We start from the raw sequence: 14,337 nt of genomic DNA on the forward strand, positions 1-14,337 counted from the left end.
GTGGGCTCGTCCTCTTCGTCATGCCCGCAACCTCGATCCCGTTCGACATCGTGTCGGAATCAGGGTCCCGGTTTCGCTCCGCGGTCACGTATCGGGCGCGGATCGCCCGAATCTAGCCTGGGAACTCCGCAGTCGAGGAGGAGCCTGTGTCCGCATCCGTGAAGAGCCCCCGGGACCCGTCGACGTCGTTCGATGACGACGTCTGGCCCGACTCCACCGACGTCCTGATCATGGGCGGAGGGCCGGTCGGCCTCTCCTGCGCGATCATGCTCGCGCAGCGCGGTGTCGACGTGCTCCTGGTCGAACGGCGCGACTTCGTGTTCCGCTTCCCCCGCGCGCACCTGCTCAACCCGCGCACCATGGAGGCATTCCACGACATGGGCGTCGCCGGCGACATCTACGGGGCGACCCCGGCGCACGACCGCTGGCGCAAGGCCGCCTGGTACACGACGGCGACCGGGCCGGGGCGCTTCGACGGGATGAAGATCGGCGACGTGCCGGCGTGGGGCGGGGGACCGGATGCCGAACGCTACCGCTCGTCCAGCCCGCGCGCTTTCGCGAACATGCCGCAGCTGCGGCTCGACCCGCTGATCCACCGGCACGCGCTCGCCGCGGCGCCCGGGCGCATCCGGAGCAGGCAGGAGGTCGTCGCGATCGAGCAGGATTCCGAATCGGCCGTCGTATCGGTGAGGGACGTCGTCACCGGCGAGCTGCGCACCGTGCGCGCCCGGTACGTGATCGCCGCGGACGGCGGACGCGACAGCGCCGACCTCCTCGGCATCGAGCTGGAGGGCCCGCGCGACATGCGCGAGGTCGTCAACTACCACGTGAGCATGGACCTGTCGGCGTGGTCGGAGCCCGATGCTCTCCTCGGCCACTTCCTGCATCCCGCGGGCGGTGCACGGCGCCGCGGCACGATCCAGGCGCTCGGACCCACGCACTACAACCGCGACTCCGAGGAGTGGCTGGTGTCTGTGGCGGCGTGGATGGTCGAGGGCGATCCCGACGACGAGGCGGCGCTCTTCGCGTCGATCCGCCGGATGCTCGGCCTCGCCGATGACCACGAGATCACGATGCACTCGATGACGCGCTGGAGCTATCACGGCCTGGTGGCGAAGCAGTTCCGCGACCGGCGGGTGTTCCTCGTCGGCGACGCCGCCCACAAGCATCCGCCGACCGGCGGGCTGGGACTGAACAGCGGCATCCAGGATGCGCAGAACCTGTGCTGGAAGCTCGCCGCCGTCCTCGACGGGCAGGCTCCGGACGGGCTGCTGGACAGCTACCAGGCCGAACGTCGGCCGGTCGTGGCGTGGTACACCGCGCACTCGCTCGAGAACGCGAACCGGCATCCTCCGATCGCGGAGGCCCTCGGCTTCTGCGACGACGAGGCCGCCGGTTTCCGCGGGCTCGAGGTGTTCGTCAGCGAGACTCCCGAAGGCGAGGCGATGCGCGCCCGTGTGGCGGCGGAGGTCGCCCACAATGCGCACGACTACAGCCAGCTCGGAGTGGAGGCCGGGTACCACTACTGGGCCGGTGCGCTGGTGCCGGACGGCACGCCCGTGCCGGGGGATCCGTCCGACCCCGTGACCTTCCATGCGACTTCACGTCCGGGGCATCACCTGCCTCACGTGTGGCTCGACAGTGCCACGGGCGGCGACGGCGGTTCCGTCTCGGCGCATGATCTGATCGCCGCGGCCGGATTGACCCTGCTCACCTCGGAGTCGGCCGCGCCGCGATGGCGCGCGGCGGTGGCGGCGGCATCCGGGAACATGCCCATCACGGTCGTCGCGATCGCCGACGACGATGCCGCGTGGACCGCTGTGCGTCAGATCGACGACGACGGCGCCCTGCTGGTGCGGCCGGATCGCAAGGTCGCCTGGCGAGCCGCCCGCCTTCCCGCCGATCCGGATGCCGAGCTCACCGCGGCCCTCGAGACGATCCTCCGCGGCGGCGACGCACCCGCCGGCGATCCGGCCGAGCCGTACCTGCGCCGCATCCGGGCGGCAGCGAACGTGCTGGTGCGCTGATGGCCGCCGACGCCGCCCGATCTCAGACACCGTGTCGGAGCGGGCTGCGGCAGTTTCCCGCAGCGCACCGATTCGTGTCGTCCACCCCTTCCGTAGCGTCGAGGGGACGCCGCCTCCCCGCACAAGCCGGACCCGCACAGTTCTAAGGAGCCACCGTGATCATCGATGTCCACGGCCACATGTCCGCCCCGGATTCCTACTACGCGTGGAAGGCGTCGCTGCTGGCGGCCCGCGGGTCGCACGGCGGCAAGCCGCCCGTGATCACGGATGACGAGCTGATCGCGGCGTACCACGCTCCGCACCCGAGCTTCGGGCACGTGTCGCACATGACCCACATCGACGATGCCGGGATCGATCTGCAGCTGCTGTCGCCGCGGCCGTTCCACGCGATGCACTCCGAGCGTCCGACGAGGATCGTCGAGTGGTTCACCGCCGAGACGAACAACATCATCAAGCGCACCGCCGAACTCTTCCCCGGCCGATTCCAGGGCATCGCCGGCATCCCGCAGAGCCCCTACCTGAGCGTCGAGCAGTGGCTCCCCGAACTGCGTCGCGCCGTCACCGAGCTCGGGTTCGTCGGCGCCATGGTCAACTCCGACCCCTACGAGGGGACCGAGGTGCCGCCCGCGATGGGGGAGCGCTACTGGTACCCGCTGTACGAGGAGCTGTGCGCGCTCGACGTGCCGATGCTGCTGCACTCGGCCGGCTGCAAGTTCCCCTCCCGTGAGCCGTACAGCCTGCACTTCATCCAGGAGGAGACCGTCGCGATCTGGAGCATGATCCAGTCGAACGTCTTCGCGGACTTCCCCGACCTGAAGGTCATCGTCTCGCACGGCGGCGGCGCGATCCCCTACCAGATGGGCCGCTTCCTCCCCTCGGTGGTGCGCACCGGCGTCTCGTACGTCGACAAGCTCCGCAAGTTCTACTTCGACTCCTGCCTCTACACGCAGGACAGCCTCGAGCTGCTGATCAAGACCGTCGGCACCGACCGCGTGCTGTTCGGATCCGAGAAGCCGGGGACGGGATCGCAGATCGATCCGGCCACCGGTCGCTGGTTCGACGACATCCACCTGCTCATCGACGACATCGAGTGGCTCGACGCCGACCGTCGCGCCGACGTCCTCGAGAACAACGCCCGCAGCCTCTTCCGGCTCTGAGTAAAACACCGCACTTCGAGAAGGGATCCACCATGACCGAGATCGTCGCCGGATTCGGCACCTCGCACGGACCGCAGCTGAAGGCCGCACCGCCGGAGGCCTGGGAGACCCGCGGCACCGCGGATCGTCGCAGCAAGGGCCTCAAATTCCGCGGGGGCACGCACACGTTCGATGAGCTCCGCGCGCTGCGTGAGGACTTCTCCGCCGAGATCACCCACGATGTGATGCAGCGCCGCTGGGACAGCTGCCAGGCGTCGATGGACGATCTCTCCCGGTTCATCGCGGAGCAGAAGGTCGATGTGCTCGTGATTGTCTCGAGCGACCACAAGGAGACCTACGGCGACGAGTGGCTGGCCCCGTTCTCGGTCTTCTGGGGCGACGAGGTCGCCCACGTCCCGTTCACGCAGGAGCAGCTCGACGAGATGGCTCCCGGTCTCGCCGAGGCGGCGAAGGGCGATGTCCCCGATCACACGATCGTGCGTCCGACCCACCGCGCGCTCGGCAAGCACATCATCCAGTCCACCCAGGCAGAGGACTTCGACACGGGTGCGACCGAGATCGTGCCGGCCGGGCGCTACGAGAACCACTCGATCCCGCACGGCTTCGGCTTCATCTATCAGCGGTTCATGGGCGAGGAGTCCACCGTGCCGATGGTGCCGATCTTCATCAACACGTTCTGGGAGCCGAACCCGCCGAGCGCCAAGCGCTGCTACGACTTCGGGCGCGCCGTCGCGCGGGCCATCCAGTCGTTCCCGGGTGACCTCCGCGTGGGCGTCGTCGCCTCCGGCGGCCTCAGCCACTTCGTGATCGACGAGAAGCTCGACAGCGAGTTCCTCCAGGCGATGAAGGACCACGACGCGGAGTACCTCTCCGCCGTCCCGGCCGCCGAGATGCAGTCGGGCGCCTCGGAGCTGCGCAACTGGATCGCCGTCGCCGGCATCGCCGACGAGGTGGGCCTCACGGTCACGAATGTCGACTACGAGCCCTGCTACCGCACCGAGGCCGGCACCGGCAACGCGATGGGCTTCGTCACGTGGGAGCGCGCCTGAGATGACGCCCTCCTCCGACATCGTCGCGGCGCTGCGGACGCTCGACAGCTGTGCCGTCTCGGATGCCCTCGACACGCTGGGCCTCCCGGGTGCGGTGACCGGGCTGGCGGGCATGTGGTCGGCCGGACGCACCGTCGCCGGACGGGTGCGCACGGTCACGGCCGCACCCAAGGCGGCCGCGGGACCGGCGACGCACATCGCCACGCCGCTCGTGGCGATCGCCGAGCCCGACGACGTCGTGGTTATCGACAACCACGGCCGCACCGACGTCTCCTGCTGGGGCGGCCTCCTCGCGGAGGCGGCCGTGCAGCGCGGGATCGCCGGAGTGATCGTCGACGGCGCCTGCCGTGACGTCCAGGAGAGCGAAGCGCTCGGGCTCCCGGTGTTCGCGCGTGCCGCGGTCCCTGTCAGCGCGCGGGGCCGCATCGTGCAGCAGGCGATGGACGAGCGCATCCAGATCGCCGGTGTCTCGGTCGCCGCGCACGACTACGTCGTCGCCGACGTCAACGGCGTCGTCTTCGTCCCCGCTGCCGAGGTCGACCGCGTGGTCGCCCTCGCCCAGCGCATCATCGAGCGTGAGGCTCGCATGGCCGAGGCGGTGCGGGCCGGCCGCGATGTCAGCGAGGTCATGCACGACTCCCAGTTCCCCACTGTGACCGCATCGCCCGACTCCACATCGACCGACTCCACGGAGGAGAGATGACCGACACCCTCGCCCAGCGCTTCGCCGTCCTCGGTACCGCCACCGTCTCGGACGCGCTCGACAAGCACGGCCGCCCCGGCAGTCTGCTCGGCATCGCTCCTCTCGCCGACGGGCAGCACATGGTCGGCCGCGCCTTCACCGTCCGCTACGTCAGCGCGCAGGTGCCGGCGGGGACCGTGGGCGACTTCATCGACCAGGTCGAACCGGGGCAGGTCGTCGTGCTCGACAACGACGGCCGCGTCGACTGCACGGTGTGGGGCGACATCCTCACCGCCGTCGCGCACCACCGCGGCATCTCCGGCACGGTGATCGAGGGCGTCTGCCGCGACACGCACCGCGCTCTCTCGATCGGCTATCCGATCTACAGTCGAGGCCGCTTCATGCGCACCGGCAAGGACAGGGTCGAGGTCGCCGAGGAGCAGGGACCCGTCACGATCGGCGGCGTCACGGTGCGCTCCGGTGACATCCTGCTCGGCGACTCGGACGGGGTCGTCGCGATCCCGCAGGACGTCGAGGAGCAGGTGCTCGAGACGGCCGAGCTGATCCATGCGCGCGAGGAGTCCATCCTCGCCGCGGCGTTGGGCGGCGCGACGATCGCGGAGGCCCGCGCACGCTACGGCTACCACGACCTGCAGCGGGCCGAGGCGTGAGCGAGCTCGACGCCGAGGCGCAGGAGCTGCTGCGCCTCGGGAGCGCCACGCTGTACGAGGCCTCACGCAGCGACTGCTTCCTCGCCCCGGCCTTCCGTCCGGCATGGGACGGCGCGCAGCTGGTCGGACGCGCCTACCCGGTGTCGGCGCAGATCGGAGACAACCTCGCCCTGCACCACGGGATCGAGGCCGCGGCGGACGGCGACGTGCTCGTCGTCGACGGCGGTGGCGGCGAGTTCGGGTACTGGGGAGAGGTCATGACCGTGGCCGCGCAGGCCCGAGGCATCCGCGGACTCGTGATCGACGGCGGCGTGCGCGACACCGCGCAGCTCGCCGCCCTCGGGTTCCCCGCGTTCAGCACCTCGATCTCGATCCGCGGCACGATCAAGCAGTGGCCGGGAGCCGTCGGCGCCACCATCACCCTGCGCGGGCGCGTTGTGCGCCGGGGCGACGTGATTGTGGCCGACCGCGACGGCATCGCCGTGATCCCCGCCGAGCGCTACGACGAGGTGCTCGAGGCCTCGCGCGATCGCGCCGCGAAGGAGGACGCCTACATGGCCAGGCTCCGCGCCGGCGAGACGACCCTCGACGTCTACGACTTCCGTCGTCTCGGTGCTCCGCGCCGCGACACGACCCCCTGAGAGGCAGACATGACCCACGACCTGGACGCGGACGTCCTCATCATCGGCGCCGGCCCCGTCGGTCTGGTCGCCGCCCTCGACCTCGCCGCCCGCGGCATCCGCACGATCGTGATCGAGCAGCGCGAGTACCTCGAGCCGCCGAACGTGAAGTGCAACCACGTCGCCTCGCGCACGATGGAGAGCTTCCGCCGTCTCGGCATCGCCGCCGAGGTGCGCCAGGCGGGGCTGCCAGCCGACTACCCCCAGGACGTCGCGTTCCGCACCTCGCTCACCGGCCGCGAGTTCGCGCGCATCCCGATCCCGGCGAGCGGCGAGCGGTACACCTCGCGCCGCGGGCCCGACACGTCATGGAACACCCCGGAGCCCCCGCACCGGATCAACCAGACCTTCCTGGAGCCGATCCTCGCCCGGCGCGCCGCGGCCGCGGCCGAGATCACGCTGCGCAATCGCACGCTGTTCCACACGCTGTCGCAGGACGACGCCTCGGTCTCGATCGTGGTCTCGGACCTCGACGGTTCGAACGAGCAGACCCTGCGCGGCCGGCACCTCATCGGCGCCGACGGCGGACGCTCGAACGTGCGCAAGCAGATCGGCGCGAAGCTGAGCGGGGATGCCGTGCTGCAGCACGTGCAGTCCACCTGCATCCGCTCCGCCGAGCTCTACGAGCGGATGACGGCCGCGGAGCCGCGCGCCTGGGGCTACTACACGTTCAACGCGCGCCGCCTCGGGCACGTCTACGCGATCGACGGCCGGGAGACGTTCCTCGTGCACACCTACCTGTCGCCGGAGGAGGCGGCCGAGGAGGGCTCGGTGGATCGGGATGCCGCGATCAGGGCGATCCTCGGCGTCGACCAGGACTTCGTCCTCGACATGGTGTCGAAGGAGGACTGGGTGGCGCGTCGACTGCTCGCCGACCGGTTCCGGGACCGACGGGTGTTCCTCGCGGGCGACGCCACGCACCTGTGGGTGCCGTTCGCCGGCTTCGGCATGAACGCGGGCATCGCGGACGTGCTCAACCTCACCTGGACGCTGGGCGCGCATCTGCACGGCTGGGCGGACGAGGGCATCCTCGACGCGTACGAGGCGGAGCGCCGGCCGATCACCGAGCAGGTGTCGCACTTCGCGATGGACCACCAGCGCAAGCTCGCCAGGCCGTCCCTCCCTGAGGCGCTCGAAGACGACACGGCGGCGGGAGAGGCGGCGCGGACGGAGTTCGGCGCCGCAGTGCGGGCGCTCAACGAACCGCAGTTCGCCGCGGCCGGACTCAACTACGGCTACGTATACGGCGCATCACCGGTCATCGCCTACGACCAGGAACAGGCCCCCGGCTACTCGATGGGGGAGTACACGCCCTCGACGGTGCCCGGATGCCGTGCGCCGCACTTCCGGCTCACGGACGGGACCTCGTTCTACGATCTGCTCTCCGACGGGTACACGCTCGTGGTGCGGGACGGTGCCGATGGATCGGCCCTCGCGGCGGTCGCCGAGGACCGCAGCATCCCCCTGGCGGTCGTCGAGGTCGATCGCGCGACGCTTCCCCCCGAGTACAGCCGCGCACTCACGCTCGTGCGTCAGGACCAGCAGGTCGTCTGGCGCGGTGACCGGGCGGATGCCGCGACGGCGGACGAGCTGTGGGAGCTGCTTCGCGGCGCTCGCGTCACCCGCGTCGCCGCCGCCGTCTGATCCCCTCGGGCGGCGCGAACGGAGGAAGGGGCCGATCGCGCGGAACAGCGATCGGCCCCTCCCCACCGCGTCCTCAGCGCCGGATGACCTTGGTCGCCGCCATCGCCTTCAGCCCTTCGACGCCGAACTCCAGGCCGTAGCCCGACGCCTTCGTGCCGCCGAAGGGCACCTGCGGGTCGACGCCGCCGTGCTGGTTGATCCACACGGTGCCGGCATCGAGCCGCTGGGCGATCAGGGCCGCCGCGTCGGGATCCGGACCCCACACCGAGGCGCCCAGTCCCTGCTCCGTGCCGTTGGCGCGGCGGACGGCGTCGTCGACGTCGGTGTAGCGGATGACCGGCAGCACGGGGCCGAACTGCTCCTCGACCACGACGGCGGCGTCGTCGTCGACATCCGCGATGATCGTGGGGCGGTAGAAGAGCGGGCCCAGCTCTACGGCGGGCTCCCCTCCGGTGACGATCCGGGCGCCGCGCTCTTCGGCGTCACGGACGAGCCGGGCGACGATGTCGAACTGTGCGGGGTTCTGGACGGGGCCGAGCCGGTTGGCCTTGTCGTGGCCGGAGCCCATGGGGGCCGCCTCCGCACGGGCGGCGAGCGCCGCCACCGTCTCCGCGTAGATCGAGTCGTGCACATACAGACGCTTCAGGGCGGCGCACACCTGGCCGGTGTTCATGAAGGCGCCCCAGAAGAGCGTGTCGGCGATGGCGTCGACGTCGGTGCCGGGGAGGACGATGCCGGCGTCGTTGCCGCCGAGCTCGAGGGTGAGACGGGCGAGGTTCGCCGACGAGCTCTCCACGATCCGGCGTCCTGTGGCCGTCGAACCGGTGAACACGATCTTCGCGATGTCGGGGTGGGAGGCGAGGGCCGCGCCCACCTCGCGGTCGCCGGAGATGGCGGTGACCACATCGGCGGGCAGGTGCCGACGGAAGATCTCGACGAGCGCCAGCACGCTCAACGGGGTGTTCTCGGACGGCTTGATCACGACGGTGTTGCCCATCCGGAGCGCCGGCGCGATGTGCCAGACCGCGATCATGACCGGGAAGTTCCACGGGCCGATCGAGGCGACCACCCCGAGCGGGACGTAGTGCAGTTCGGATCCCTCGGCGAGCTGCTGCGGCTCGAGCACCGTGTCGGCGGCTCCGCGCAGCCAGTGCGCGGCCCCGTGCGCCTCGCCTTCGCCGGCGACCTTGCCCTGCTCGTGCGTGATGATCTGACCGAGTTCCACGGCATGCGCGTCGATGTCGTCCGCGACCAGGCGCATGAGCCGTGACCGCTCGGCGTGGCCGAGGGCGGACCAGGATGCCTGGGCGAGCGAGGCCGCGGCGATCGCCGCATCGAGGTCGGCGACGCTCTGCACCGGCGCATGCCCGATGACCTCGCGGGTCGCCGCGTCGAGGATCGGACGGCCGGTGTCCGCGGTGGCCGTCACTGTCTGGAGGAGTTCGTTCATTTCCGTTTCCTTTCCCGGAGTCTCCGGGGTCGTCGTGCCGTGAGGCGCGGTCTTCGAGAGTCCTAGTGGCGCAGGCCGGCGAGTGTGGCCACGCGCAGTCCGGTGTGGAGCTCACGACGTACGAGGCCATCGGACAGATCGACGTCGATGATCGCCCTCACCCGGTCGAGGCGGTAGTACAGGGTGCTGCGGTGCACGTGCAGCTCCTGCGCGGTGCGCTGCGCGTCGCATCCGCAGTCGAGGTACGCCTCGAGCGTCTCCGCCAGATCCGGCCCGGACTGCTCGACGAGCAGCTGCTGCACCGGTACCGGGAGATCCGCCGTCGTCAGGTCTTCCAGCGGCAGCTGCAGGAGCACGCGGTCGAGTCCGAGATCCGCCCAGTGCACGACGCGGTCCCTCATCGGATCGACAGCGGCTCCTCGCCCGGCGATGCGCGCCTCGCGGAGCGAGCGGTGAGCGTCGGCGAGAGGGGAATGCGCGCCTCCGACGCCGGCACGCAGGCGGGCGAAGGCAGGGAGGGTCAGGAGGGCGGCGAGTCGTTCGCCATCGATCTGATAGGGCACGACCAGGATCGCCTCGCCGTCGATGACGGTGCCGACGGCCGTGAGCGAGGGGAACGCAGGGATCGCGGTGCGCGCCCTGTCGAGCACCAGCCGCAAGGCGGCCGAGCTCGGATCCGCCGGCGGCGGCGCAGACATCGTGATCACGGTGTAGTGCGGTGCAGGGGAGAGGAGACCTCCGGTGAGAAGCTCGTCCGCGGCGCGCCCGCGCTGCTCGACGTCGCCGTGCAGCAGCGCGGTGACCAGGCGGAGCGCCCGGTCCTCGTCTTCACGGTTGCCGAGGGCCATCGCGGCGAGTATGACGCCGAGCTGCGCACGGGCGTCGCGGAGCACGTCATCGTCGACGAGCTCCGCGTCCGGGTTCTCCTCGGGGATGGTGGAGGAGACGTACCCGACCACGAGCCCCTCGTGCCGAACGGGTGCGACGTGCCGGGTGAGCCCGCCATTCAGGGGCGGTATGCGGACCGGCCCGTCGGACTGTCCTACCCGGTAGTCGCGGATCGACTCCCTCGCGCGGGACGAGCCCTTGTGCGACAGGATGATCGCCAGCCGGGCCTGGTCCACGTCGCGGTCGTGCACGCTGAAGGCGATCACGGTGAACTCGACATCGAACACGATGATCGGCCGACCCAGCCGGTCGGCGTATGCCTGGACCTGTCCTTCGAGACTCATCTCGGCCCTCCCGTTCGTCGGCGACTTGTCGTCGCCTCTCGATTCGATCTATATTCAATATAGTCATTTACACGAGAGGCGACCAGTATGACGAAGATGACAGGCGGAGACGCACTCACTCAGGCTCTGATCAGCGAGGGGGTGGAGACCGTGTTCGGCATCCCCGGCGTCCAGCTGGATGGACTGACCGACGGCATGTACCGTCGCCAGGACGAGGTGCGCCTGATGGTCCCTCGGCACGAGCAGAGCACGACCTACATGGCCGACGGCTACCACCGGGTCACCGGCAGACCCGGCGTCGCGATGGTCGTCCCCGGGCCGGGAGTCCTGAATGCCGGTGCCGGCATGGCGACCGCCTACGCCTGCTCGTCGCAGGTGATGCTGCTCGCCGGTACGATCCCCAGCACCCTGGTCGGCGCGGGACTCGGTGCATTGCACGAGATCCCGAAGCAGACCGAGACGATCGAGGGGCTCACGAAGTGGACGGCCAGGCCGACCCGCGTCGAGGAGATCCCCGAGCTCGTGCACGAGGGGTTCCGGCAGATGCGCGAGGGTCGCCCGCGGCCGGTGGCCCTGGAGCTCGGACCAGACATCCTGCACGCCGTCGCCGATCTCGAGGTCGGCGAGCCGTTCGCGGTCGCTGCGCCCGTCGTGCCGGAAGAGCAGGTGACCGAGATCGCACAGCTGCTCGCGGCCAGCAGCCGGCCCGTGATCCACGTCGGCGGCGGAGTCAAGGGCGCCAAGGCTTTCGCTCTGCTCGCACGTCTCGCCGATCTCCTCGATGCCCCCGTCGTCATGAGCGAGAACGGACGCGGAGCGATCGATGCCCGCGACCCGCACGCCCTCTCGGCTTACGCCCTCTGGGAGTTGCGCGAGACGGCGGATGCGGTGGTGTCGTTCGGCAGCCGCTTCCTCACGCCGTTCGGCCAGCAGTTGAACATCGGCGAGGCTCGTCTCGCCCTGGTCAACATCGACGCCGCCGACCTCCGGGCCCCGCGGCGTCCCGACATCGCGGTGAACGCGGATGCGACGGCGGTGCTGGAGGCTCTGGTCGCCCGCGTCGAGCGCAGGGAGGCCTGGGGTGACGAGCTCCGACGCCTCCGGGAGGACGGCGACGACCGCGTCCGTGCGCAGGTGGCGCCGCAGATGGCGTTCGTCGACGCGATCCGGGCCGCGCTGCCCCCCGACGGCATCTTCGTCAACGAGCTCACGCAGATCGGGTATGTCTCGACTTACGGGTACCCGGTCCAGGCGCCGCGCTCCTACGTGTGGCCCGGCTACCAGGGCACGCTCGGCTACGCGATGCCCACCGCGCTCGGTGCCGCGGTCGGCGCGGGCGACCGGCCCGTGGTCGTCGTCACCGGCGACGGCGGGATCGGCTGGTCGCTGCAGGAGTTCGCCACGGCCAAGAAGTACGGCATCCCGCTGATCACCGTGCTGTTCGAGGACAACAGGTTCGGAAACGTCTGGCGCATCCAGCGCGACACCTACGGCGGGCGCTTCATCGGATCCGATCTCACGAATCCGGACTTCGAGCTGCTCGTCAAGGCGTTCGGCATCGACTTCGCGCTGGCGGAGGATGCGGATGCCGTGCAGCGGCGGATCTCCGAGGCGATCACGGCCCGTCGGCCGGCCGTCATCAAGGTGCCGGTGGATGTCTTCCCCTCGCCCTGGCCGTTTATCCACGAGCCGAAGCGCTGAACGGGGCCGGGAGAACCGCGTAGATCAATATAATCAATCCCTATCGGCGATCGCGACGATCATCTCTGTCTCTTGTGTGAGTCGCGCCCGCCGCCCGTGCGGCGTCACAGCCGTCGTCGTCCGGAATCGAAGGGGAGTGCCATGGCTCAGATCGCGAACGCCGCCGTCGCCGTACAGGTTGCTCGAGCGCTGGAGCAGGAGATCACGGCCGAGGGGTGGAAGCCCGGGCACTTCGTCGGGCGGCGGCAGGAGCTCGCCGCCCGATTCTCCGTCGCGCCCGCCACCCTCGGTGAGGCGATCCAGCTGCTCCGTTCGCGGGGGATCGTGGACGCGAAGCCGGGGCCGGGCGGAGGGATCTTCGTCGCCGACCGCTCGCCGTTCACGCAGCTGAGCGATCAGCTGCTGAGCCTGCGGGAGGGGACGGCGACGGTCACCAACTGCCTGCGCGTGCTCGATGCGCTCGACGGGACGGTCCTCCACGACGCGGTCGAGTTCGCGAACGATGCCGACATCGCGGAGGTCCGCCGTGCGGCCGAGCTGCTCGAGGCGTCGTGGGGCACGCCGGAGGGCTCCGGTGCCATGTGGGGGCTGCACGCGCGCATCGCTCGGATCACGCCCAACGAGCTGCTGCGGAGCCTGTACACCAACCTCGTCGAATACATCATCGTCGAGGAGCTCGAAGGCGCCACCGCGCCGACGACGCCCGAGCGTCTGCAGACCCATCTCGACTTCGCCGATGCCGTGATCCGCCGCGATCACGCACTCGCGTCCTCGGCCGTCGACCGGCACCGCGGGTCGTCCCTGGCTGCCGCTCGATCCTGAGCCCTGGCGACCGTTTCCTGGGTGTCCCAGGTTGACAGGCGTGCTCTCGATGAATATTGTTCATATTCAATATTGACAATACCTTTCGCCCCGAGGGGGAACACCATGACGCTCGAGTTCCGCAGCGTGATCGACCAGATGCTCGCCACCCCGAACCGGCCGGCGAGATCGACCCCGCCACCGATCCGCCTCTCCCAGAACGAGATGCCCTGGGAGCCCACCGGTGTGATCGTCGAGGCGATGGAGAAGGCGGCTCGTGCGACGCACCGCTACCCCGACTACCACCGCACGGCGGCGCGCACCGCGATCGCTGCGGCGATGGGACTCGACGTCGAACGGATCGCGATCGACAACGGCTCCGGCTCGCTGCTGCACGGCCTCGCCCGCCTCGTCTGTGAGCCCGGGGTGCACGGCGTGTACTGTTGGCCGTCCTTCGAGGCGTACCCCGCGGCGCTCGCGCTCGCCGGCGCCGAGAGCACGCCCGTCGCGCTTGCCGAGGACGGTGCGATGGATCTCTCGGCGATGGCGTCGGCGCTCCGCACCGATACGCGCATCGTCTACCTGTGCAATCCGAACAATCCCACGGGCGGACTCGTCGGCGTCGACGGCATCCGCGCGTTCCTCCGCGAGATCCCCTCGCATGTCTTGGTGGTCCTCGACGAGGCCTACCGCGAGTTCGTCACGTCCGAACCCTTCGAGGCGACGACCGCACTGCTCGAGGAGTTCCGCAACCTCGTCATCCTGCGCACGCTCTCGAAGTCGCACGGCCTCGCCGGCGTTCGCGCCGGCTATGCCGTGACGACGCCGCGCACCGCCGAGGCGCTGCGGCGCACCTCTGTCGGATTCGCGCTCAACAGCATCGCCGAGGCGGCGGTGATCGCCGCCTTCAGCCCCGAAGGACAGCGGGTCGCCGCTGAGCGCGTCGCGACGATCGTGAGCGAGCGTGCGCGTATGGAGGACGCCCTCCGTGCCGCCGGCGTCTCCTTCCTGCCCAGTCAGTCGAACTTCCTCTTCCTCCAGGGAGACGCCGCAGACCTGCTCGCGCGCTTCGAGGCGCAGGGCGTGCTCGCACGCCCGTTCCCGCACGCCGGGGGCGTGCGCGTGACGGTCGGACTGCCCGCGGAGAACGACGCCGCGCTGGCCGCACTCCGATGAGCACCGTGCTCCGACACCGTGTCGGAGCCGCCAGGACGGACTTCAGAGCCGTCACCGATGAACCGTC

12 protein-coding genes are annotated in these 14,337 nt (G+C 70.2%); 10 read left to right on the forward strand and 2 right to left on the reverse strand.

The genetic code is table 11. The features are described from left to right. Positions 1-146: 146 nt before the first annotated feature. The 7 genes from ABD648_RS16020 to ABD648_RS16050 all read left to right on the forward strand — a co-directional run bounded on the left by ABD648_RS16020 (position 147) and on the right by ABD648_RS16050 (position 7,910). Positions 147-2,027: an FAD-dependent oxidoreductase gene (locus tag ABD648_RS16020; protein ID WP_282215956.1), complete on the forward strand. Its 1,881-nt coding sequence runs from the start codon at positions 147-149 to the stop codon at positions 2,025-2,027. A gap of 155 nt (positions 2,028-2,182) precedes the next feature. After that, entirely contained in the window at positions 2,183-3,184 is a 1,002-nt protein-coding gene (locus ABD648_RS16025) for an amidohydrolase family protein (RefSeq protein ID WP_282215957.1), read from the forward strand. A 32-nt stretch (positions 3,185-3,216) separates the two neighbouring features. Continuing rightward, on the forward strand, positions 3,217-4,233 hold the full coding sequence (locus ABD648_RS16030) for a DODA-type extradiol aromatic ring-opening family dioxygenase (RefSeq protein ID WP_282215958.1): 1,017 nt from the start codon (positions 3,217-3,219) through the stop codon (positions 4,231-4,233). A gap of 1 nt (position 4,234) precedes the next feature. Further along, a complete protein-coding gene (locus ABD648_RS16035; RefSeq protein ID WP_282215959.1) occupies positions 4,235-4,936 on the forward strand; it encodes an RraA family protein in 702 nt (233 codons plus the stop codon). Continuing rightward, complete coding sequence (locus ABD648_RS16040) at positions 4,933-5,586, forward strand: RraA family protein (protein WP_282215960.1); 654 nt, start codon at positions 4,933-4,935, stop codon at positions 5,584-5,586. Before ABD648_RS16035 ends, ABD648_RS16040 begins: the two co-directional genes overlap by 4 nt. Further along, complete coding sequence (locus ABD648_RS16045; RefSeq protein WP_282215961.1) at positions 5,583-6,227, forward strand: 4-carboxy-4-hydroxy-2-oxoadipate aldolase/oxaloacetate decarboxylase; 645 nt, start codon at positions 5,583-5,585, stop codon at positions 6,225-6,227. The genes ABD648_RS16040 and ABD648_RS16045 overlap by 4 nt, the downstream gene beginning before the upstream one ends. Before the next feature lie 9 nt (positions 6,228-6,236). Continuing rightward, positions 6,237-7,910, forward strand: a complete 1,674-nt coding sequence (locus ABD648_RS16050) for an FAD-dependent monooxygenase (RefSeq protein ID WP_282215962.1) — start codon at positions 6,237-6,239, stop codon at positions 7,908-7,910. A gap of 73 nt (positions 7,911-7,983) precedes the next feature. On the opposite strand, the gene ABD648_RS16055 is transcribed toward ABD648_RS16050, so the two are convergent. Further along, positions 7,984-9,360 carry an aldehyde dehydrogenase family protein gene (locus ABD648_RS16055; protein WP_282215963.1) on the reverse strand — a complete coding sequence of 459 codons (1,377 nt, stop codon included), beginning with the start codon at positions 9,358-9,360 and terminating at the stop codon, positions 7,984-7,986. Between the two features lie 62 nt (positions 9,361-9,422). After that, the gene (locus ABD648_RS16060) at positions 9,423-10,592 is read right to left on the reverse strand and encodes a PucR family transcriptional regulator (RefSeq protein ID WP_282215964.1); all 1,170 of its coding nucleotides are present in this window, start codon (positions 10,590-10,592) and stop codon (positions 9,423-9,425) included. 87 nt (positions 10,593-10,679) lie between these two features. On the opposite strand from ABD648_RS16060, the gene ABD648_RS16065 reads away from it, so the two are divergent. From ABD648_RS16065 to ABD648_RS16075, 3 genes are all read left to right on the forward strand, one after another. Then, the gene (locus ABD648_RS16065) at positions 10,680-12,293 is read left to right on the forward strand and encodes a thiamine pyrophosphate-binding protein (RefSeq protein WP_282215965.1); all 1,614 of its coding nucleotides are present in this window, start codon (positions 10,680-10,682) and stop codon (positions 12,291-12,293) included. Between the two features lie 141 nt (positions 12,294-12,434). After that, complete coding sequence (locus tag ABD648_RS16070) at positions 12,435-13,115, forward strand: FadR/GntR family transcriptional regulator (protein WP_282215966.1); 681 nt, start codon at positions 12,435-12,437, stop codon at positions 13,113-13,115. A 105-nt stretch (positions 13,116-13,220) separates the two neighbouring features. Next, complete coding sequence (locus ABD648_RS16075; RefSeq protein ID WP_282215967.1) at positions 13,221-14,270, forward strand: pyridoxal phosphate-dependent aminotransferase; 1,050 nt, start codon at positions 13,221-13,223, stop codon at positions 14,268-14,270. Positions 14,271-14,337: the final 67 nt, after the last annotated feature.

Source organism: Microbacterium luteolum (genome assembly GCF_039533965.1).
GTDB lineage: Bacteria > Actinomycetota > Actinomycetes > Actinomycetales > Microbacteriaceae > Microbacterium > Microbacterium luteolum.